A 21,471-nucleotide genomic window follows, 5' to 3' on the forward strand; every position below is an offset into this window, starting at 1 on the left:
GTAAAAATATATTTACTAAAATCCATACATACTTCTAAAGTTATTTTATCCCAATCTCAACAATCGTTTATGAAGCTTATAAAAAGAGCCATAAAAAAAGTAAGGAAGCACACTTCCTTACTTTCTGTTTGCAACGCCCGTTAAAAAATTCAAAAACACGTGTACGCCTGCTTTCACGGTAATTTCTCCTACATCACGCAGCGGATCTAGACATACAATGTCCATTGCTTGAACAAGGGGATGACTCCCCGCGGTGTATACTGCTTCAAATAACTCATCCGTCCTCATTCCGCCCGTCGTTCCTGCTGGAACTCCCGGTGCGTAAGCGATATCCAACACATCCATATCAACTGTTAAATAGATCATATCTACCTCTTTGCTCAGCTGTTTTAATGCTTCTTTCACGGTATGATTTATTCCTGCTTTTCTTGCTTGCAGTAACGTTACATAATGAACGCCTTTGCTATCTGCATATTCCTTTAACGATTTGGAATTATAAAACCCGTGAAGTCCGATATTCCATACATGAGCTGCATCAATCGTGTTGCTTTCGATTAAATTTCGTATAGGGGTTCCGTTAGAAGGACCGTTATCTTCTAAGCTACGTAAGTCAAAGTGCGTATCAAACTGTAAAATCCCTATTTTCTGTTCGGGATGTGACTCTTTCCACCCTTTTACTAACATAGCTGTAATAGAATGATCTCCTCCAAGCATAATAGGCAGCGCGTGCGGATGACATTTCCGCATAGACGTCATCGCTTCTTTTATATACTGATGAGACTTCCCTATATCCGTTACGTGCTGTTTTACGTCTCCTAAATCCAACACTGACAAGGAAGTCAAATCCGTATCATACTCAATATGATACGGGTTAAAGGATTTCCAGAGCTTCCTCATGGCCATTGGCGTCTCACTGGCTCCAGAAGCGCTAATGGAAGATCTTGAAAGAGGCACGCCCAAGACCGTAATATCTATCGATGTAAAGTCGACGTTGCTCCCATCTTCAACTGTCTGAATCCAATCACTTACTTTGGGATCAGAAGTACTTTGACGCTGCCAGCAAAAAGGCGGTCGATCAAGCTGTGGGTACGGATAGTTCATGTAAAACACCGCCTTCAACCACAACTTTTCCATCTTTTAATACCGTGTCTACAAGATTTACGGCATAGTTATACTGTAGCGTTTGGTAATTGGGAGCGTCAAATAGCACTAAATCGGCTTTTTTACCTACTTCAATACTGCCGATTTGATCCCCTTTGCAAATGGCATGAGCCGCGTTGATCGTACAGGCGGTTAAAACTTCTGCTGGCGTCATCTTCATCGTTAAACAAGCTAAATTCATAATAAACGGCAGCGATTCCGTAGGAGAAGACCCTGGGTTTCGATCTGTAGACAAAGCAACAGGCACTCCTGCTTCGATCATTTTCCTAGCACGCGCCGGCTCTTCCATTAAAAAGAATGCAGTACCCGGCAATAGAACGGCTATAACTCCCCTTTCAGCCATTTGCTTAATTCCTTGATCCGATGCTTTTAACAAATGATCCGCGGACACAGCTCCCACTTTAGCCGCTAATTCTGCCCCGCCAAAAGACACAATTTCATCGGCGTGGATTTTAGATTTTAGTCCGTATGCTTTTCCAGCTTGTAAAATACGATCTGACTGTTCAACTGTAAACACGCCTTCTTCACAAAATACATCACAAAACTCCGCTAGCTCTTCTTTTGCAACGATTGGTATCATTTCTTCGATAACGAAACGAACAAACTCATCTTCATTTCCTTTGTACTCAACTGGCACCGCATGAGCTCCCATAAAGGTTGAAACAACATCTACCGGATGCTGTTCATTCAGTTTCTTCGCTACTTTTAATTGTTTGATTTCATCTTTAAGATTTAAACCGTACCCGCTTTTGGCTTCGACAGTTGTAACTCCGTACTGCAGAAATTTATTTAAACGTTTTGTAGATTGCTTGATTAGCTCCTCTTCCGTTGCTTGTCGTGTACTAACGGTTGTTTGTAAAATTCCTCCTCCCGCTTTTAAAATATCAATATACTTTGCCCCGTTTAAGCGCATTTCTAATTCTTTTTCACGACTGCCGCCAAACACAAGGTGAGTGTGGGGATCAATCAACCCAGGCGTTACGATTTTTTCTTCGGCATCAATTATATTAATAGGTTCATGAATATGCTCAAGGTATTCCTGCGCTTTGACGTCAGGCCCAACAAATACAATTCTTCCATTTTTCACGAGTACGCTGCCATTTTCAATGATCCCTAGATCTGACATTTCCTCCGATCGTCTAGGCTGACTTCCTCCTTTAACCGTAATGACTTGTGCAGCGCATTTGATATACGTAATAGTCATACGTATCCCTCCTTTTTTATTCATTTAACGCCGGAATTTGTATTCCTTTTTCTTTTGCAGTTTGAATGGCCTTATCATAGCCAGCGTCTACATGACGAACTACACCCATGCCTGGGTCTGTTGTTAAAACACGTTCTAGACGTTTGGCGGCTTCTTCCGTCCCATCTGCTACTACAACCATTCCAGCGTGAAGAGAATACCCCATACCTACTCCTCCTCCGTGGTGAACAGATACCCAGCTTGCGCCTGCTGCCGTATTTACTAATGCATTCAAAATCGGCCAGTCTGCTACTGCATCACTGCCGTCTTTCATCGCTTCAGTTTCACGGTTTGGCGACGCCACAGAACCGGCATCTAGATGATCTCTGCCAATAACGATAGGCGCTGACAGTTCTCCGGACGCCACCATATCATTAATAATTTTTCCAAAGCGCGCTCTTTCTCCGTAGCCTAGCCAACAAATACGCGCAGGCAATCCTTGAAACTCAATTTTTTCTCTCGCCATTTTAATCCAGTTGCAAAGATGCGTATTATCCGAAAACTCACGTAAAATGACTTCATCTGTTTTATAAATATCCTCTGGGTTTCCTGACAAAGCGACCCATCGAAACGGTCCTTTTCCTTCACAGAACTGCGGACGGATATACGCTGGGACAAATCCCGGGAAATCAAATGCATTCGTGATGCCTTCATCAAGCGCCACTTGGCGAATATTATTGCCATAGTCAAAAGCAACCGCGCCTTTTCTTTGCATCTCTAACATGGCTTGAACGTGGATAGCCATACTTGCTTTTGATTGTTTTATATATTCATTTGGATTTGTATTCCGCAATCTTTCTCCTTCTGCTAAGCTGACTCCAATCGGCAAATATCCGTTAAGTGGATCATGTGCCGATGTTTGATCCGTCACAATATCTGGGATAAATCCTCGCTCTATCATTTCAGGAAGAATCTCGGCTGCATTTCCAACTAATCCAATGGAAAGCGCTTTGCCCAATTTTTTTGCATCTTCAGCTAACGTGATTGCATCAGCTACACTTTCGACTACCGTATCGCAATATTTTGTTTCGATACGTTTTTCAATACGCGTGCGATCAACATCAATTCCAATTACAACGCCGCCTGCCATCGTAACGGCTAGTGGCTGTGCACCTCCCATTCCTCCTAATCCAGCTGTTACCGTAATCGTTCCTTTCAAAGTTCCGTTAAAATGCTGGTTGGCACACTCAGCAAATGTTTCATACGTTCCTTGAACAATGCCTTGGCTTCCGATATAAATCCAGCTTCCTGCAGTCATTTGTCCGTACATCATTAACCCTTTTTTATCAAGCTCATGGAACGTCTCCCAATTTGCAAAAGCAGGAACAAGATTCGAATTCGCTAATAAAACACGCGGTGCATCACTGTGGGTTTTAAAAACCGCAACAGGCTTACCGGACTGTATGAGAAGCGTTTCATCATCTTCTAACTCTTTTAACGCTGCGACAATACGCTCGAACGCCTCCCAGTTACGGGCTGCTTTTCCGATTCCTCCGTATACGACTAACTTTTCCGGATGCTCCGCTACTTCAGAATCTAAATTGTTTAGAAGCATGCGAAGAGCAGCTTCTTGTACCCAGCCTTTTGTCGTTAGTTCCGTCCCACGAGGTGCTTTCATCCCACTTTGTTTTGTCTCCATTTTGTTTTCCTCCTCTATAAAAATGAAAAACTGTTAAACGAACATTTTTATTACAGCGCTAGTTCATAATTAGTATCTTGCACAAAGGTTTTGAAATCAGCTGCTAACACTTCAATATCACGTGAGAAAATTCGATCTTTAGTAATGGTTGGTACGGTTTTCCTAATTCTGGAATAAATTTTTCTTGTTTCCGAAGCCAGTTTATCCACCCCTTGAATATCGGCTGCTTGAGCCGCACAAATTGCTTCAATCGATAGAACCCTTCGTGTATTTTGGATAATTTGATAAGCATGACGTGCAGCAGTCGTTCCCATGCTGACATGATCTTCTTGATTCGCTGAAGATGGGATAGAATCGACACTTGATGGATGCGCTAATACTTTATTTTCGGAAACTAATGAAGCAGCAGCGTATTGAGTAATCATGAGCCCGGATTCTAAACCAGGATCTGCACTTAAAAATGCCGGCAGCCCGCTAAGCTGAGGGTTTACTATTCGTTCAATGCGCCGTTCAGAAATATTCCCAAGCTCCGCCATTGCAATTCCTAGAAAATCCATAGCAAACGCAATGGGCTGCCCGTGAAAGTTCCCTCCAGAAATTACTTTGCCGCTGTCGGCAAAGATGAGCGGGTTATCGGTTGCTGAATTAATTTCAATTAACAGCTTTTCTTTTACATAATTTAAAACTTGATAAATAGCACCATGAACTTGAGGAATGCAGCGCAGTGAATAAGCATCTTGCACTCTTATTTGACCTTGAGAAGTAGTTAATTGACTGCCTTCTAAATATGAAAGAATTCGGGCAGCTACCTGCTGTTGTTCCGGATAAGGTCTTACTCCATGAGACTCGGGCATGAATGCATCTAAAATGCCTTGCAGGCCTTCTAACGTCAGTGCTGCAATCCCGTCAGCAAGATCTGCTAGCTTTTGAGCTTCAAGGTACGAAACTACTCCTACAGCTGTCATTGCCTGAGTGCCGTTGATTAAAGCTAGCCCTTCTTTTGCTTGTAATTGGATAGGCTCAAGCCCCGCTAGCTTTAAAGCTTCTTCTCCTTGCATTCGCTGACCATTATATACAGCTTCTCCTTCTCCAACTAACAGCAGCGCTAGATGTGATAATGGAGCTAAGTCACCGCTAGCTCCAAGTGAACCTTGACTTGGGATAACCGGCACTACATTTTGGTTTAAGCAATCGATAAGCAGCTGCAAGGTTTCCAGTCGTATGCCTGAATACCCTTTAGCCAATGCATTTGCTCGTAAAAGCAGCATCACTCTGCTTACCTCTAAAGAAAATGGTTCTCCTAGTCCGCAGGCATGACTCCGAATCAAGTTAATCTGCAGATCAGCTAAGTCCATTTTTGAAATAACCGTATCGCTAAACTTTCCGAATCCAGTATTTACTCCGTAAATTACGTTGTTGTTCGTAATACTCTCTTCAACTAACGTTCTGCTTTTTTGGATATGTTCAACTGCGTGATCGCTAATTTTTACGGAGTATCCTTGGTAAATAACTTTGTAGATTTGGTCGAACGTCAGTGAATTTCCGTCGATTTGAATAAACATCATACCCGCTCCCTTGTTAAACTGTAGACTACCTTTTTTTGAACACAAAAAGGGGCTATATCAAAGAGGAAACAAGCTCCTTTTGATATAGCCCCCTATAAACTAACCTACTTACACTATGGGCTTTTATTAATAATTGGCATTTCAACTTATACATACAAACAATCGCTAAATGACTAAATCACTATACACTTTAAGCTGTACAACTTAAAGCAACTAGGGTACCTACACTAAGTATTACGCTGAATTAATCATTTGTCAATTGTTATTTAAGAAAATTTTAAATAATCTGAAATAAACTTATTATTTCTTATAACAGCGATGATTCACGGCTGCACAATTTTATTTTTCAAACGTTATCGGACGTTCATGTCACTTGGGTGCGGACCTTTGCGGCGATTGCTGTTTAACCCATTAATCTCTGCCATATCATCGGCAGTGAGTTCGAAATCAAACACGTTAAAGTTTTCTTCTATTCTAGACGGTGTAACTGATTTAGGGATGACAATTGTGTTGTTTTGTAAGTGCCAGCGCAATACAACTTGAGCCGGAGTTTTGCTATGTACTTCAGCAATTTTTTGAATGACCTCGTCTTGTAACACTTCTCCTCCTTGATCAAGAGGGCTCCATGCTTCCACAAAAATATTATGTTTGGCGCAAAACTCTTTTAATTCATTTTGAGCTAGATACGGATGGCACTCAATTTGGTTTAAAACCGGTGTTACATCACATTCGTTTAACAAGCGCTCTAAATGCTCAATTTCAAAGTTGCAGACGCCAATTGCTTTTACTTTTCCATCGTGATAAAGCTTTTCTAATGCTTTATACGTCTCCACATACTCATCATATTGAGGCGTAGGCCAGTGAATTAAATATAAATCGACATAATCAAGTCCTAATCGTTCTAAGCTTTCATCAAATGCACGTAATGCATTTTCATAGCCTTGGTCGCTGTTCCAAACTTTTGTTGTAATAAACAGCTGTTCTCGAGGAACAGAAGATTCTTTAATCGCCTGGCCTACTCCTTCTTCATTTTTATAAATCATGGCTGTGTCAATAGAGGTGTACCCAACTTCAATTGCTTTTGACACTGCAGCTGCTGCCTGGTTATCTTCTACTTGCCATACGCCAAATCCAAGCTGAGGCATTTTTAAACCATTGTTTAATGTAACAGTATTCATTTTACACGTCTCCTTTTTTGTTAAAAAATTCAAAGTTTTAATGATGGTGCCAGCCGATCAGCATAGCAACCTGTCCCATTATAATGCCGACTGGGATTCCTATAATCATGGCTCCAAATCGAAATTTAAAAGACCATGCACGCGGCACAAGGGAAAATAAATAAATCATACTCATCGTTGCCATACATGTACTGCTAAAAAAACTGACGACAGTGTGTAAATTTGGCATTACTTCTCCTCATTTCACTAGAACGTTTGCGCCTTTTCAATTTCATCATTTATCTTTCGTTCTAATGCCTATGTTTTCGCAGCCGACATAGTTACATTCGTCAAATGGTTCCGTAATCCTGCTTTAATCAGTTAAAAATACTTTACCTACGTAACTTTTTTAATTAAAACGAATATGTGCTTTTAACTTCAAAGTTGTGTATAATTTCTATATATTAAAATAATAAGATTTTTTCACTGTAAAGAACAACTGCACGTTTTCTGTAAGGCAATCATACATGTTTGCAAGAAAGGAATGGATATAAAAAATGTCGATTGGAAAAGTAAAAGCATATTTTAAACAATATGGTATGGAGAATCGAATTATCGAAATGGATGAGTCCAGTGCTACTGTAGAACTAGCAGCGCAAGCTTTAAAATGCGAGCCGAAACGGATCGCAAAAAGTCTTTCTTTTAACGCCGAAGGAACTGTTCTATTGATTGTGGCAGCAGGAGATGCGAAAATTGATAACCGAAAATACAAAGAAGAGTTCGGAACCAAAGCAAAAATGCTTGGAGCAAGTGAAGTAGAAACGCTGATTGGTCATGCTGTAGGCGGCGTATGCCCTTTTGCCGTTAATGAAGGTGTTCACGTGTATCTAGATGAATCTCTGAAACGTTTTGTCACCGTTTTCCCTGCCTGTGGAAGTGGAAATAGTGCAATCGAATTAACAATACCTGAACTAGAAGAATTTTCGAAATGCTTAAAGTGGGTTGATGTATGCAAAGGATGGAATGAATAATTCAGGTAAATTACGGTACAGCTATACATAAAATAAATAAATCAGCACGCCAACAAGCTGAAACAGTTTTTTGTTTCAGCTCATTGGTGTATCTAAACGAATTTATGAAACAGCTTAACCCAACCTAGGTAAGAAACCCCTAAGAGAAATACAAAAAGAAATAGTAAAGGAATGTTCCTAGGGATAAAAAGCCAGCCGTCTAACGTATTCCACAGAAATTCACTTTTATTTGCTTTTCTCATCATTTTCACCTCAAGCAGATTTACTATTTTGTCTTCAAAAATTCTTTTACATAGTTATATACAGTATCTTCAACTTATGACCTTTTTTCAAGAAAAACGTGCACGGAAAATTGATTGAATATGAACCTTCTTAATTTATACCCGTTATGTACTCATTCATCATCTTAGTTTCCTCTGTAAAAAAGAAGAAGCCTACATTTTTAGATGCAGGCTTCTTCTAGTTGATTCAGTCTTTCCTTTGTTTGCCTAGTCAGGCCCTTTCGTTACGTATATCGGTTCATAACCAAAGTGCCTTGTGTCAGATACGAATATCTGCTTTCAATTTGCGGTAATACATTTGCTGAAGTCGCTGTTAAGCCTTTCAAAACTAATCAGTCCCTTCATACGCTAAGTATTTAACCTTTCACAACAACCATTTGCATGATAGCTGCTGTACTATATGTGTACCCCGTATTTATATAGTAAAACCTTAAAAAACAATTTTTTATTATATAATTTTTCTAGACTTCAAAGCAAAGAAAATTTAGATAGTATAGATGAAAGACACCCCTCACCTATTAGCGCTTCTACTGCTCGTACTCAAGCGTTCAAAGAGAAGCATCCGCAGTGAAATTCATCAAATTTATTTATCAAATTTATTTAATGTACGATTTCATCAATTTTTTGAAATGCATCTTCAAGTGAAGTATATCCATTTGTTTCTCCTTCGTTACCTTGAACGGTCCATTCTTGATTTTCTACTGCTAGTTTCCCGTCTTTATCTTTTAGATAAGGTCTGTTAAGCATAAACACATGATCATTCTTTTTTACTGTGTAGCCAAGATAATAGTGATTACCTTCTCCTTCTTCTTCATATACGGAGACGCCTTGAAGGTTATATTTGTTTAAAATGTCATCCATATGATGCGTCAGTTCACTTATAGCCGTTTCTCTTTTTACATATTCCACATTTTATACCCCTTTTCATTTTGATCTATGTTTAGCATTCCCTTGAGCATATTCAATTACACTATCTTTCAAACGTTATCTGAACAAAGCAAATCAATATGATCATCATTCATTGCATAATAAATCAAAAAAGCCACCTCACTATAACACAATAAAAAAACATTGCTAAGTGAAGTAGCTTTTTATTAATTAATGGAATCTATAAAAATAAGAAGACGTGCGAAACTTGATTATAGTTCAGTTAAAATAATCGGTTCGCCGTTTGTTACCACAATCGTATGTTCACACTGTGCTACAAGACTATTATCAGGTGTAACAAACGTCCAGCCGTCGTCTCCGCGTTCAATGATATGATCAGCTTTCATAGAGATAAATGGTTCGACAGCAATAACAAGGCCTTTTTTCAAAAGGGCTTTATCCATTGGATCATAATAGTTTAAAATATGGTTAGGAGCGTCATGCAAGCTGCGGCCCACACCGTGACCCGTTAAGTTTTCAATAACAGCATATCCGTTTTGATGTGCAAAGTTAGAGACAGCGCGACCAATTTGGTTTTGTTTTGAACCAGCTTTTACTTTTTTCATGGCTGCCCAAAATGCATCTACTGCAGCCTGGCACAGCTTTTCTTTTTCTTCGTCTTGCCCAATAACAAATGAAATACCCGTATCTGAATAATAGCCGTCAAGTACGGCAGATACATCCACATTGACTAAATCGCCATCTTTTAATACTCGATCTCCCGGAATACCGTGAGCCACTTCTTCGTTTACACTAATGCACGTTACACCTGGGAAATTATATTCTTTTTCAGGTGCAGAAATAGCACCGTGTTCATCCAATATTTTTTTACCGATCATATCAAGCTCTTTTGTTGTCATGCCTGCTTTTGCTTGGTTTTTCATCTCTTCGCGCGCAAGTGCAACGATGCGTCCAATTTTGCGTAAACTTTCTAAATCTTGTTCGTTACCAATAATCATAAAAAACACTTTCCTTCCTCGAAATATATATCCTATCCGATTTTATCATATTTTTATGAGGATTTTTCAAAAGACCTTTTAAGAACTAAAATGTACAATTAATTAGACTAGTAAGATATTTATCATATGTCAAAATCCTCTTCACTAACCTATGGAATTCAAAAAAGCATGCTACTTTACCGCAGCATGCTTTTTTATGGTATATAAAAGCTCCCTCAAACAAGCAGAAGCTTTCGCAATTCCTTAATCCACTGTTTCAAACTTCACATCATTAAACAAACTAGTAGAATTCCACGCGTTCAACCCCGCATAGCCTTCTGAAAAGGTATGGTCCACTGCATCAATCACAAGCTTATCATTGAGATAAACTTGAATGTGTTCTCCTTCAGCCGTTACTTTCAAGCGATAATCCGTATTTGTCTTTAAATCCAGCTTTCCCCCATCATTGTAAATAATGAGGTCCTTTCCTATTCCGTCTCTAAACGCAATGAGTTTTACTTGATTATTAAGCACATCTACATTCGCAGCGTAAGCGTTATTTGCCTGTTCATCCGAACGGAATACTAACGCTCCTGCTCCTGTAGAATTTGAAACAGGATCGTCTAACACCTTTATCTTTGCCCCATATATAAAATTCTTTGCATTTTCTGATGATAAGGTAAAGGAATCTTCTTTGCTTCGTCCTTGTTTTCCGTTAATCGTATCGGCCCATAGTCCGCTAATGCTTTTCCACCCTGATAAGTTTGTTTCAACAGGACTTTTATTCCAAATAGATTTTAATGGATACATCTTCAAGGAATTCAATTTCACAGCTCCTCCTTTGCTATAAAGCCTTATTTTATTACTTGAAAGCGTCGGAAAGAGCTGATCTGTTATTACTTCTGTGCCGTCATTACCAAATACTTCTACAGATGACTGGTCTACAAACATATGAAGCTTAACCTTTCCGTCTTTTGGAAGCATGGAAGCAGAGTGTTTGCCTTTCACATCTTCACCAAAATCAAAACTTCCAGAGTTTGTTCGGTCAACAAATAATCGCTGCTTGTTTACGTTATAGCTGACTTTTGTATTTTCACTGCCTTCTTTTTGAATTTGAAAACCAAATTCTTGTGCATCTGTATTAGAAACATCAAATTCTGCCATAATTTCATATTTGTTTTCCTGTATGCCTGAAAGAAGATTTTTATTTTCAACGACCATCAGATTCTTTAACACCTTTTTTTCTTGCTTATTGCGAATTGAATCAATTGAAACAGGTATTTGTTTTAAACGAAGCCCTTTTGCTGTGTTGGTGAGTTCTATTTTTCTTGGAATTGACATAGAACTTCTCCAAGTAGTAGTTGGGGTATTGTTGGCATATTGCCAGTTGCTCATCCAGCCTAGCCAATACTTTTCTCCGTTATCTCCTTCAACTCCGCTCCAATCTACAGCAGCATAAAAGTCGGCACCATAATCTGTCCAAAGCACTTCCTCTGGCGGGTTTTCATTTTTAAATGTTTTCCCGTCAAAATCACCAACAAAGTACTGCATACCTGAACCTCCAGCTGCCGCTCCATCATTGATGCTGACTTGCAGCACCCATTTTTTCTTTGTACTGTCTCCATCAACCGGCAGTTCGAGTAAAGTAGGACACTCCCAAATCCCTCCGTTGCTTCCATGAGTTGATTCCACCCATTCTCCTGACACAGTATTCCAATCTGAAAGCTCTCCGCTTTCCCTTTGTTTAACTTCCTCCGGTTCTTTTGCTACACTGTCTATTTTCTCCGGCATTTTTTCTGTATTAAATACATTAATATCATCTAGATTAATGTGCCCCCATCCGCCTACAGCTTGATCAACGGCTTTAACGTACAATACTTCTCTTATATACTTAGAAGCATCCCATACGTAGCGCTGATACTTTTCATCTGCAAACTTTGTATTCGCTTGACGAATCAATTCTTTATCGTCAGAGGCCCTGACTAAGGAGACATAGCGGTTTGTGGGGTCGTTTCCGCCTCCCATTAACAAATTGATTTCACCTGATCCGCTCAATTTAAAATAAGATGAATGTAATTCTCCAGTGGCATTATCGCCGTCTTGCTTATCGGAAAATCCCCATAAATGATACTTTCCTTTTTGTTCAAAGAGACCGCTCCAATTTGCGGTGGCATCCGTTACATGATCGTTTGTGAATGCATTTCCTTTTATCGTTTTCCAGCCGGTGAGATCGCCTGTTTCAAAACTTTTATTTTTAATTTCCTTTTCATCTGTATCAATAAACTTGGTCATGTTAACATCTTGAAACCGGACTGAAGATTGATGAACATGTAATCCAAACAATCCTTTTGAAAAAGTTTCATCTTTTGCAGTAAGGGTGAAGTTATCGTCTATATACAAATCAAGTTTATTTCCCGAGGCAGTTACTTTTACTTGATGTGATTTGCTCGCATCAATTTTTGCGTTGATTTCGGCAAGGACAGTTGAAATGCCATTTTGAAGCTTTACTAGTTTGATTGTATCTTTAGAAGCATCCACGCTAGCTATATATCCGTTTTTGGCTTCCGCGTCTGCCCGAAAGAGTAGTGCACCTGAACCAGGATTTCCATCTAAAAATGTCATATTTGACTTAAAAATGAACTGATCTCCCTGTTCTTCACTCATGATATATCCATCGCTGTCAGATTTACCGGTTTTTCCATCAGCAGTATCATTCCACGTTCCCGTAACAGGTTTCCAGTTAGATAGATTGGTTATAAAATTAGATTGATTCGTAAATTTAACATGACGAAAGACAGCTGTGGAATTCCATGCTGTTAATCCAAACTGACCATTTTCAAAAGATGCATCACTGCCTTCTAGAACCTGTTTTCCATTTAACAGTACCTTTAAGTAGTGACTGTTTGTTTCTACTTTTACATGATATGCTTGTGATGTATCAAGCCTCATCGGCTTTGAAACAACGGTCGTTACGTTTCCTTTCTCCACTTTGTTAAGTGTTAAGAGGTTCTTTTCTGCATCTAAATTGACGGTATATGCGTTTGTTGCGTCTTTATTAGAACGAAAAACAAGACCGCCTGCGCCTGCGCGTCCATTCTTTTCTACAAGCGTAATTTCTCCCTCCAGAGTAAAGGATTGACCTTTTTGTTCGGATAAAGTATATGAGTAGGCACCATTTTGACCGTTTGCTTGGATGCCTCCATCAGGTCCAAACTCACTTGCGTATTTCCAACTTTTCAAGTCAGGTGATGTATAAAACATAATTTTATCTTTAGCAGCTAAAGACATCACCCACTGCTTGGTTTGCTCGTGCCAAAACACTTTTGGGTCGCGCCAGTCAGGAACTGGGGGATTGGGCATAACAGGATTTCCTTCATACTTGGTCCACGTTCTTCCGCTGTCCTTGCTGTATGCTAGACTTTGCACTTGTCCTTTTCTGCCCGAGTGTGTAAAGATAGCTACCATTGCTTCTTTTCCAAACCCTGCGGTATTATTCCAATCGATAACGGCACTTCCTGAAAAAATCTCTCCGTTCTCGTCTGGAGAAAGAGCAATCGGCAGGTGTTTCCATTTCACTAAATCTGTACTAACTGCATGCCCCCAGTGCATAGGTCCCCAAGTGGTACCATAAGGATAATACTGATAAAAAAGGTGATACTCTCCGTTATAATAGACCATTCCATTTGGATCGTTCATCCAGTTCGCTTCTGGAGAAAAATGAAATTGATTCCGGTATTTTTCTTGATAATACCCTGTATTATCAGCTAATACAGGGTATGCAGAAAACAAGCTTATGGAACAAGCGACTCCAATCATCAATAACTTTTTAACGATTCTTTTCATCTTCCTTTCCTCCTTTATTTGCATACTGGTTATGTAAAACATTTTCACCAGCAGATGCTAGAAGAATAGATGACTCCTCTTATTTATCACCCTAAAAAGCCTATCCAATAACCCCCTATACCAATTAAGAAAATACCGAAAATAATAAGCAGCGGATTTGTGCCTTTTCGAAGCATCCATGCTACTAATAGAGTTAGAGCTAAAGGAAGCAGCCCCGGTAGAATACTATCAAGTACGTCTTGCACGGTTTTTACCACAACTTTACCAGAATCATCTTTGATCCTAGAAACAACCACTGGTATATTAATAGTGGTCCATTTCGAAACTAACGCTCCCATTACGAAGAGTCCCAAAATGGATGCACCTTCCGTCAGTTTTTGAATTCGATTGCCTACTAAATCTTTTAAAATTTCTGTTCCTTTTAAGTAGCCATATTTTAATCCATAATATTTTGTACTTAATCGAATTGCATTAATTAAGATGAAAAACAGCAGTGGGCCGGCAATATTCCCGCCTAACGCAAGCGATGCGCCTAGGGCTGCAAGAACTGGTCGAAGCGTTCCCCAGAAAATAGGGTCTCCTACACCAGCAAGCGGGCCCATTAATCCAATTTTCATTCCGCTGATAGCTTTTTCATCAAAATCTTTTTTGTTTGCCATTTCTTCTTCCATTGCTGCCGTGACGCCGAATATAGGTGCAGAAATCCATGGGTGTGTATTGAACCATTCTAAATGACGCTTTAATGCTGCATTTCGCTGAGCTCCCGGTCCATATAAGCGTTTGATTGCTGGAATCATGACATAGCAATAGCCCATTGCTTGAACACGCTCAAAGTTAAATGAACCGAGTAAAAAATTCGAACGAATGAACATGCTAAAGATATCTTTTTTCGTTAATCTTTTTTCATTTTCCATCTCTATCCCTCCCTTAAGTTCGCCATTTAGGCATCTAAATCATCATCGTCATCATCATATACTTGTTCGCTCCCTGTAGCTGCGGGAACGCCTGCCGGCTGCATTTGATTTCGCTGCTGCATTACTTGTTGATAAAGAAGTGCTAAACAAAGACCCAGCGCTCCAAATCCTACCAGGTTAAACCCTGTAAATGCCGCCAATAAGAACCCGATATAGAAAAAGGGCTTTAAATGAGGAATGTTCATCATATTGATAACCATGGCATATCCTACGACCACGATAATGCCTCCCCCAATTTGCAGGCCTTTTGTAATAACTTCCGGAATATTTCCGAGGAAAGTTTGCACGGCGCTTACGCTGATTAATGTAACAATTAAAGTTGGAATCATAACGCGGAGAGCCTGAAAACCCATAGCAGTAATATGCATAATTTCAATTCCTTTAAAGTTTCCTTCTTCCGCGTACTTATCAGCCCGATGAATTAAAAATACTGTGATGGTACGAACAAAAATGGTGAGTACTTGCCCTGCAGCTGCTAAAGCTATGGCTACCGCAATGCCTTCACCAATCCCCTGACCAGCTGTGATAACTAAAATAGTTGAAATAACAGAAGCAATAGCCGTATCAGGTGCCATCGCCAATCCAACATTCATCCATCCAAGAGCCATTAATTCCAGTGTTCCACCTAAAATAATGCCGGTTTTTAAATCTCCAAGTACCAAGCCTACTAACGTACAGGCAATGAGAGGACGATGGGATTGCCCTTCGTCCAACACGCTTGCGATACCAGTTACTGCTGCAATGACTAATAATAAAATAATTTGTATGGAAGACATAAACTCATCTCCTTATTTGATTTTTGTTTCGTTTCTCAGTAGTTGAATAAAATTTTCACTAGAATCTGAAGGTAATTGGCGCAGCTCAAGCTTTACGCCTAGTTCCTGCAGTTTCTCAAAAGCATCGATATCTTTTTCGGTAACGCTTACAGATTTAGTGATTTGTTTTCGGTCATTAGCAAAACGCATGCCCCCTACGTTTACTGTCTCAATAGGTACGCCCGCTTGAACAAGAGCGACAATGTCTGCGGGGTTTTCAAACAGCAGCATGGCTGTTGTATCCTGATAGCGAGGGCTGTGAAATGCTTTTGTCATTTTAGAAATCGAGACAGCGCTCGCCTTTACATTCGAAGGAGCCACAGAAAGAATAAGCGTTTTTCGCATTTCATCCGCTGCCACCTCATCTGAAACAATGATAATTCGATCTGCTGCATTTGTTTTGATCCATCTTGTTAATACCTGCCCGTGAATAAAGCGGTCATCAATTCTTGCTAAAACGATTTTCATAATAATCCATCCTCTCCGATTTGGTTTGCTTGCTGGATTTTCTCCAAATGTTCACTGCACACTTGAAAACTTTCTTCATTCACTTGCTTTAATCTTCCTAGCATCTCTTTTAATGTAACGTGTTCCCTCATGGCTAACACTTCTAATAGCATAGGCAAGTTAACTCCGGATACCATATCCGCTGTTTTATTTTTAAGGATATATGGAGTAGCCGCATTGTAGGGTGTGCCTCCGAAAATATCTACTAAAAAAAGCACTTCATTTTCTAAGGGCATTTCCTCTAATGCCTGCTTATATTTTTCTTCAAGGGTTTGGATACCCTCTCCTTTTAGAAAAGGTACGGCTACTACGTGATTCTCTTCACCAAATATCATTTTGGAAGACCCCTCTAACGCTGGCGCGAAATCACCATGTCCACTAATAATGACTGAAATCATGTACACTTGCTCCTCTCTTTTACGTTCTACACTTATTTATTGCAAGTATCGTGCCAACAAAGAGTATTAAGCGCTTTCATTTATTTTTCAATACCTTTTTCTGTGTTGTTGATACAGGTTCCTTAAAATAAACAAACCTGTATCAAAACGTCATTCGTTTTAATACAGGTTTTTCTGTTATTTAAAAAATGGGATAAAAAAAGAAACTAGTGGCATATAAATCAAACTAGTTTCTCAGAATTATAATATGATTTTTACATTTCATCCGCAAAAATGGTGGCAATAAATAATTTTTCATCTCTTGTTAAGGTAAGTTTCAGCTTTTTTTCGACGGCTTGTAATGTTTTTTCCGTTTTTTGATAAATGTTTTCTAACTGGTGAGTGATTTCTTCATCCTCGGGAAAAGTAAGAGGTTCATTTTTTATCATTCTTTCTAAAGCAAAGGCTGTATGCATCACAATTCGAATCATAACAGTGTTGCTTAATTCCATTTCTAACTCATCTTGTACATGACTTAACCACTCTAACAGAATTTCACTTATGAGGTACGGATTGATAAATAGAAGGTACTTTCGCAAGTTTTCTTCGCAAAGTTCACGCACCACAATATTCGCTTCGGTTTTCTCATCATCATAGCTTATCGTTTCTTTTGTAATTGCCTGTTGAAGTATTCGCTCTCCCTGCCCTTCAATGAGGACTTCTAATGATACATGAGGCGCATCAATCCTTGGATTTTTAGTGCCTGCCGTTGCAACAATTTCATATTCTTTTTGAATTTCTCGAATATTTGCTGCTAATTTAATAGAAGAAACGGTTAAAATTTTAATAGGTTCTTGAGATACTTTGCGTGAAATAATCGTTAAGATTTTTTCTAATTGTTTTGCTGTACCGCTTCCTGTTGTACAAATAGAAACAAGTGCTTTCTTCTTTCCAAACACGTGCTGCTGTTTATCTATAAATTCCATAAAGTCTTTTTGCACCGAGTCAAATATGGCATATAAATTTAAATCTAAATAATTTACTTTTCTAACGGTGTCTAACACCATAGACGTCGTCACATTGCTGATGGTTTTAATCTTAGTCCCTGTTTTTTGTTCCAACTTGCTTTCTAACATGGCAAGCGAACCCATGTCCACAAGCATTAATACGCCTTCTCCTTCATCTACTTTCTTAATTCCTTGGGTTAACCTGTCTACAATTTCAACTGGAGATACCGTCAAAGGCACATCAATAGCTATAATAGGAGTGCTTCCTAAAAGCTCCGTAGCAACTTCAACCATAGAAGTTGCCGTGCTGTTTCCATGGGCAGCAACTACAATTCCTACTCGTTTATTTTCTTCTAACGTTCGAATTGATTGAATAACCATTGTGAGATAAATAACTTCTATTTCTGGCACGGTGATGTTAAACCACTTTTCAATTCGATTTTTAAAAAGCAGTGCTACCGCATATTCTTTTGGATATGTTTCGCGAATTTCATCTATCTCCTTTGTATTTAATACGTCTACTTGTTTTTTTCGCTTTAAAAAGGATTCCATATGCATACTTAAAAAATGAATAAACCTGCGATCAAATTTACAGTTCAATTCTTTTTCAGCCAACTGTTTTAATTCTTTTGTAAGCTGAATCACATCGTCTTCCACAAACTTCATTAAATTAGAGCTCTGGCCATTTTTTTGATTAAAAAAGCTTCGAACATTCAAATGAATGTCGGTAAGAATATACTGATTGATGTCTTCTTGAGATAAACCTTCTTTTGTTAAAACATCTACTTTTTCTTCTATTAACTGATATAAATTAAATGATACGTCTTCCTCCATTTTTATTTCTTGGCTCTCCATAGCCGGGGAGATAATCGTTTTAAGGTTTACATATTCAGAAATTTTTTTGCTGCGCTCCATATTTTTACTATTTGAAATCCAATCTCGTTTAATATCGTCAGGCAGATCTCGCACTGTAAGTTCCACCATATGTTTACTATCAAGGTTATTTAAAAATCCGTGTGCGCAAACGAGCTGCACATTCGACTTTAACTGCCCTACATTCCCGAATTTTTCAGTGTGGATTAAAGCATTTAATACATCAATGTGGACACTTAGCTTTTTATTAATTCGTTTAGCCTCCTGTTCTAAAAGAAACGTGGTGAGGCGAATTTTTTCTTTTAAAGACCTCTCTTCTAATGAGGGAATATGGATAGTCATCGGAATTCTTCTTAAGAAAGTTTGCAGTAAGGCTGAACCGGGATTTTCAGTTGTAGCACAAATAATTAATACCTTAGACGTTCGCTTATGATCTGTTTCCCCTAGACGGTTATACGTACCTTGATCAATGAGATAGAAAAGCATTTCTTGGCCTTCGGGAGGAAGCCGGTGTACTTCATCCATAAAGAGAATACCTTCATTTGCTTGTTCTACTAAACCTACTTTACTTTCAGTTGCTCCGGTGAAACTCCCTTGCTTATGACCAAATAACTGAGAAAGAAGTAATTGAGGATTATGGTAATAATCAGCGCAGTTAAAGGTAATGAACGGGGCATCTGTTTTTAGCCTCTCTGAATATAAGGCAAATTGATAGATTCGTTTTGCAAAAAGAGATTTTCCCGATCCCGTGGGACCTAATAGCAGCATATGTAATCCATTAGGCGGGTAAAGAACAGCAGCTTTTGCTTGAGAAATCGATTTTTTCAAACTTCCGGTAGCTCCAATCATTAATTCAAAAGGATTAGCAGGAAGAGCTTCTTCTTTTCCCCCATTAGATAGCTGCTCTAGCTTTTCTACTTCCATCTTATTCGTATCCCACTTTTGACGACAAATGATTTCAACAATCTCTAGCGGAACGTAGCGAACGGGGAACATTTTAATTTTGATTACTTTTTGCATGCGGACAAGTTTGTTAAGTTCAAGACTTACATTAGATCTCTCTAAATCTAACTGTTCAGCAATTTCAATCGCTGAGCTTCCTTGTTTATGTAACAGTTCCACTTCTGTAAACTCTTGAAAATTACTCAACAGCTGATTGTATACCTTATCAATTCGTTTCATTAGAAGCACCTTCTTTATTTTCAGTTAACGATTGGAATTTTCTCTTTCAAAGAAATGATCATTCCCTACTACTACAAGCTATTTCATCTACAAGTACCCTCATGTCATACTAATCTAGGAAAACGTTTCAAACCATTATATGTAAATATATTAAGTTAGTCAAACCTGCATGTCAACCGGTTTCATTCTTAAAGTTATAGTCTGTCTGAATGTTTCATTTTCTTTAAATAACTATCAATGTGTACACTGCTTTTTTATTTAATCAGCACTGCGGTTACAGCACATTTTTGATTAAATAATAAAACGAAAGAAAACAGCAGCAGTTACCGCCATCTTCTTTCGTTTTTAAAAATTATTTGTCCGTACTTAATTGCCCTTGTGGTAAAATACTGTTTTTCACAACAGCTGTTTTTGATCCTTTAATATTTAATAAGAAGCTAGGAGCAAAAGTAGAATGTTCCTCTGAATAGAAGCCTCTGTTTGTCATGTAACTTGTAATGACGACATTGTCTCCTTTCACTTGTGGAACTGCAAAATGTGAATACGTAAACGTTTTGTCATTAGGATCGAGGTCCATATGTAAAACAAGTCCTGTATCATTTAGCGGCTTGTATTTTCCTGTCAGCGTATTTGATACGTATCCTAGCATATATACGTCATCTTGGCCGATACCATCAATAGTCATTTTAGATCCGCGAGAATCTGTAAATAAGTACCATTTCCCATCTTTTTTAAATACATTTGCGCGTTCAATTTCATCTGTCACCGTGTTTGAAGTAATCAGTGGATCCATTACTTTTTTCAAGGTATAATCGTTATTTAGTTCAACAATACCTAATGCACCGTTTGCTAAAGAGGCTTTCTTTTTATTAGAGCTCTGCAGTAATTTCTCTTTTTCTGATTGGAAAAATGGATTATTTCCACCGTAGTAAGCTCGATTGTAAAGGGAATCTTCACCTTGATAACCATCTTCAGTTCCTGTGTTTGCTTCAAATACAAGGTATTTATGCCCTTTATCCTCTACATAGTGAGGATCTCTCAACGTATGATTATCTCCTGAACCATATGCGCCTTCGTCAATAAACTGCTGAATATTTTGATACTTTTTACCATCACCATCAAAAATGGATTTATGATCTTCAACACCTTCAATTTTTAACGTATCTCCACCCGGCTGGGATACATTTACTTGAGCCGTTGTTAAGGTTTGTTTTCCATAGTTTGTACCTGAAAAGTTAGTATAGAATAAGCGTATTTTTCCGTCTGATGTTAAAGTAGCAGATCCTGACCATTCTTGTGTTTGCTTTTTCAAATGAGGATCATTCGGTACGAATTTGTCACTGTCTTTGAACACTCTTCCTGCATTTTTCCAACTGTCAATCGAATCTTCACCGATTTTTTGATAAAACACATAAATAGATGTATCATCAGCATCTTTCGGATCACCTGCTAGTGCAAATACAACTTGGTAACCATGATAGTTGGCTACTGTTCCGTCAGCATTTTGCAGAGGCCAGCTGTCCCATACGTCTAAATCAATTAAATTGCCCGATTTATCGTACCCTTTTGCAGAAGCAATATTTTTGATTGTTGATTTATCAAAAGCTGGAACTTTAAACTGTTCGCTTTTTTGCTGCTGAGGAATTTTCAGCATGTTATCACGCGTAATATGGGAAACTCCATAATTATTGTTGGTATCTTTATGATTGCTTTCAGCAGCCCATGTTTGAGATCCAGCACCTACTAACAGAGCTGTAGCAAAAGATAAAGCTGTAGTTTGCTTTGCGATTTTCTTAATATTCATCTGTTTTTCTCCCTTTTGTATAATACCTTTTCTTGTGTCACTCACAAGTAATTCATTTTCTATGTATCGAGAAGTCATATCAATCTGGCGAAATAACAGAACCGGTTCCATTACCTTTCCAAGATTACTTGCATAATATTGAAAAGT

Annotated in this window: 15 protein-coding genes and 1 pseudogene; 1 reads left to right on the forward strand and 15 read right to left on the reverse strand. The window is 38.6% G+C overall.

Annotation, left to right across the window (positions count from 1 at the left end; genetic code table 11):
* Positions 1-117: 117 nt before the first annotated feature.
* From ACFX40_RS00810 to ACFX40_RS00835, 6 genes are all read right to left on the reverse strand, one after another.
* A complete protein-coding gene (locus tag ACFX40_RS00810; RefSeq protein WP_098333511.1) occupies positions 118-1,101 on the reverse strand; it encodes an agmatinase family protein in 984 nt (327 codons plus the stop codon).
* On the reverse strand, positions 1,076-2,365 hold the full coding sequence (hutI, locus tag ACFX40_RS00815) for an imidazolonepropionase (protein ID WP_098525824.1): 1,290 nt from the start codon (positions 2,363-2,365) through the stop codon (positions 1,076-1,078). Before hutI ends, ACFX40_RS00810 begins: the two co-directional genes overlap by 26 nt.
* 16 nt (positions 2,366-2,381) lie before the next feature.
* Positions 2,382-4,043 carry a urocanate hydratase gene (hutU, locus tag ACFX40_RS00820; RefSeq protein ID WP_098248916.1) on the reverse strand — a complete coding sequence of 554 codons (1,662 nt, stop codon included), beginning with the start codon at positions 4,041-4,043 and terminating at the stop codon, positions 2,382-2,384.
* Positions 4,044-4,093: 50 nt separating this feature from the next.
* The gene (gene hutH / locus ACFX40_RS00825) at positions 4,094-5,605 is read right to left on the reverse strand and encodes a histidine ammonia-lyase (RefSeq protein ID WP_098248917.1); all 1,512 of its coding nucleotides are present in this window, start codon (positions 5,603-5,605) and stop codon (positions 4,094-4,096) included.
* 356 nt (positions 5,606-5,961) lie between these two features.
* Positions 5,962-6,786, reverse strand: a complete 825-nt coding sequence (locus tag ACFX40_RS00830; protein ID WP_060747550.1) for an aldo/keto reductase — start codon at positions 6,784-6,786, stop codon at positions 5,962-5,964.
* A 37-nt stretch (positions 6,787-6,823) separates the two neighbouring features.
* The gene (locus ACFX40_RS00835) at positions 6,824-7,015 is read right to left on the reverse strand and encodes a hypothetical protein (protein ID WP_034275619.1); all 192 of its coding nucleotides are present in this window, start codon (positions 7,013-7,015) and stop codon (positions 6,824-6,826) included.
* Between the two features lie 307 nt (positions 7,016-7,322).
* Between ACFX40_RS00835 and ACFX40_RS00840 the strand changes: the two genes are divergently transcribed.
* Positions 7,323-7,796 carry a YbaK/EbsC family protein gene (locus tag ACFX40_RS00840; protein WP_028408141.1) on the forward strand — a complete coding sequence of 158 codons (474 nt, stop codon included), beginning with the start codon at positions 7,323-7,325 and terminating at the stop codon, positions 7,794-7,796.
* 881 nt (positions 7,797-8,677) lie between these two features.
* Here ACFX40_RS00840 and ACFX40_RS00845 read toward each other — a convergent pair.
* From ACFX40_RS00845 to ACFX40_RS00885, 9 genes and pseudogenes are all read right to left on the reverse strand, one after another.
* On the reverse strand, positions 8,678-8,986 hold the full coding sequence (locus tag ACFX40_RS00845; RefSeq protein WP_060747548.1) for a DUF5634 family protein: 309 nt from the start codon (positions 8,984-8,986) through the stop codon (positions 8,678-8,680).
* A 230-nt stretch (positions 8,987-9,216) separates the two neighbouring features.
* Positions 9,217-10,012: pseudogene (map, locus tag ACFX40_RS00850) on the reverse strand (type I methionyl aminopeptidase).
* 194 nt (positions 10,013-10,206) lie between these two features.
* On the reverse strand, positions 10,207-13,785 hold the full coding sequence (locus ACFX40_RS00855; RefSeq protein ID WP_377253863.1) for a glycoside hydrolase family 32 protein: 3,579 nt from the start codon (positions 13,783-13,785) through the stop codon (positions 10,207-10,209).
* Positions 13,786-13,871: 86 nt separating this feature from the next.
* On the reverse strand, positions 13,872-14,699 hold the full coding sequence (locus tag ACFX40_RS00860; protein ID WP_013056298.1) for a mannose/fructose/sorbose PTS transporter subunit IID: 828 nt from the start codon (positions 14,697-14,699) through the stop codon (positions 13,872-13,874).
* Between the two features lie 26 nt (positions 14,700-14,725).
* Complete coding sequence (locus ACFX40_RS00865) at positions 14,726-15,535, reverse strand: PTS mannose/fructose/sorbose transporter subunit IIC (protein WP_028408130.1); 810 nt, start codon at positions 15,533-15,535, stop codon at positions 14,726-14,728.
* 12 nt (positions 15,536-15,547) lie between these two features.
* Positions 15,548-16,042 (reverse strand): PTS sugar transporter subunit IIB, encoded by a 495-nt coding sequence (locus ACFX40_RS00870; protein ID WP_013056296.1) that lies wholly within the window; start codon positions 16,040-16,042, stop codon positions 15,548-15,550.
* Positions 16,039-16,479, reverse strand: coding sequence for a mannose/fructose/sorbose PTS transporter subunit IIA (locus ACFX40_RS00875; RefSeq protein ID WP_014460796.1), 441 nt, complete (start codon positions 16,477-16,479; stop codon positions 16,039-16,041). Before ACFX40_RS00875 ends, ACFX40_RS00870 begins: the two co-directional genes overlap by 4 nt.
* Positions 16,480-16,733: 254 nt before the next feature.
* Complete coding sequence (locus ACFX40_RS00880; RefSeq protein WP_377253865.1) at positions 16,734-19,520, reverse strand: sigma-54-dependent transcriptional regulator; 2,787 nt, start codon at positions 19,518-19,520, stop codon at positions 16,734-16,736.
* Positions 19,521-19,872: 352 nt separating this feature from the next.
* Complete coding sequence (locus tag ACFX40_RS00885) at positions 19,873-21,324, reverse strand: glycoside hydrolase family 68 protein (protein WP_098248946.1); 1,452 nt, start codon at positions 21,322-21,324, stop codon at positions 19,873-19,875.
* Positions 21,325-21,471 lie beyond the last annotated feature (147 nt).

It is taken from the genome of Priestia sp. YIM B13552 (genome assembly GCF_042787775.1).
GTDB lineage: Bacteria > Bacillota > Bacilli > Bacillales > Bacillaceae_H > Priestia > Priestia megaterium_E.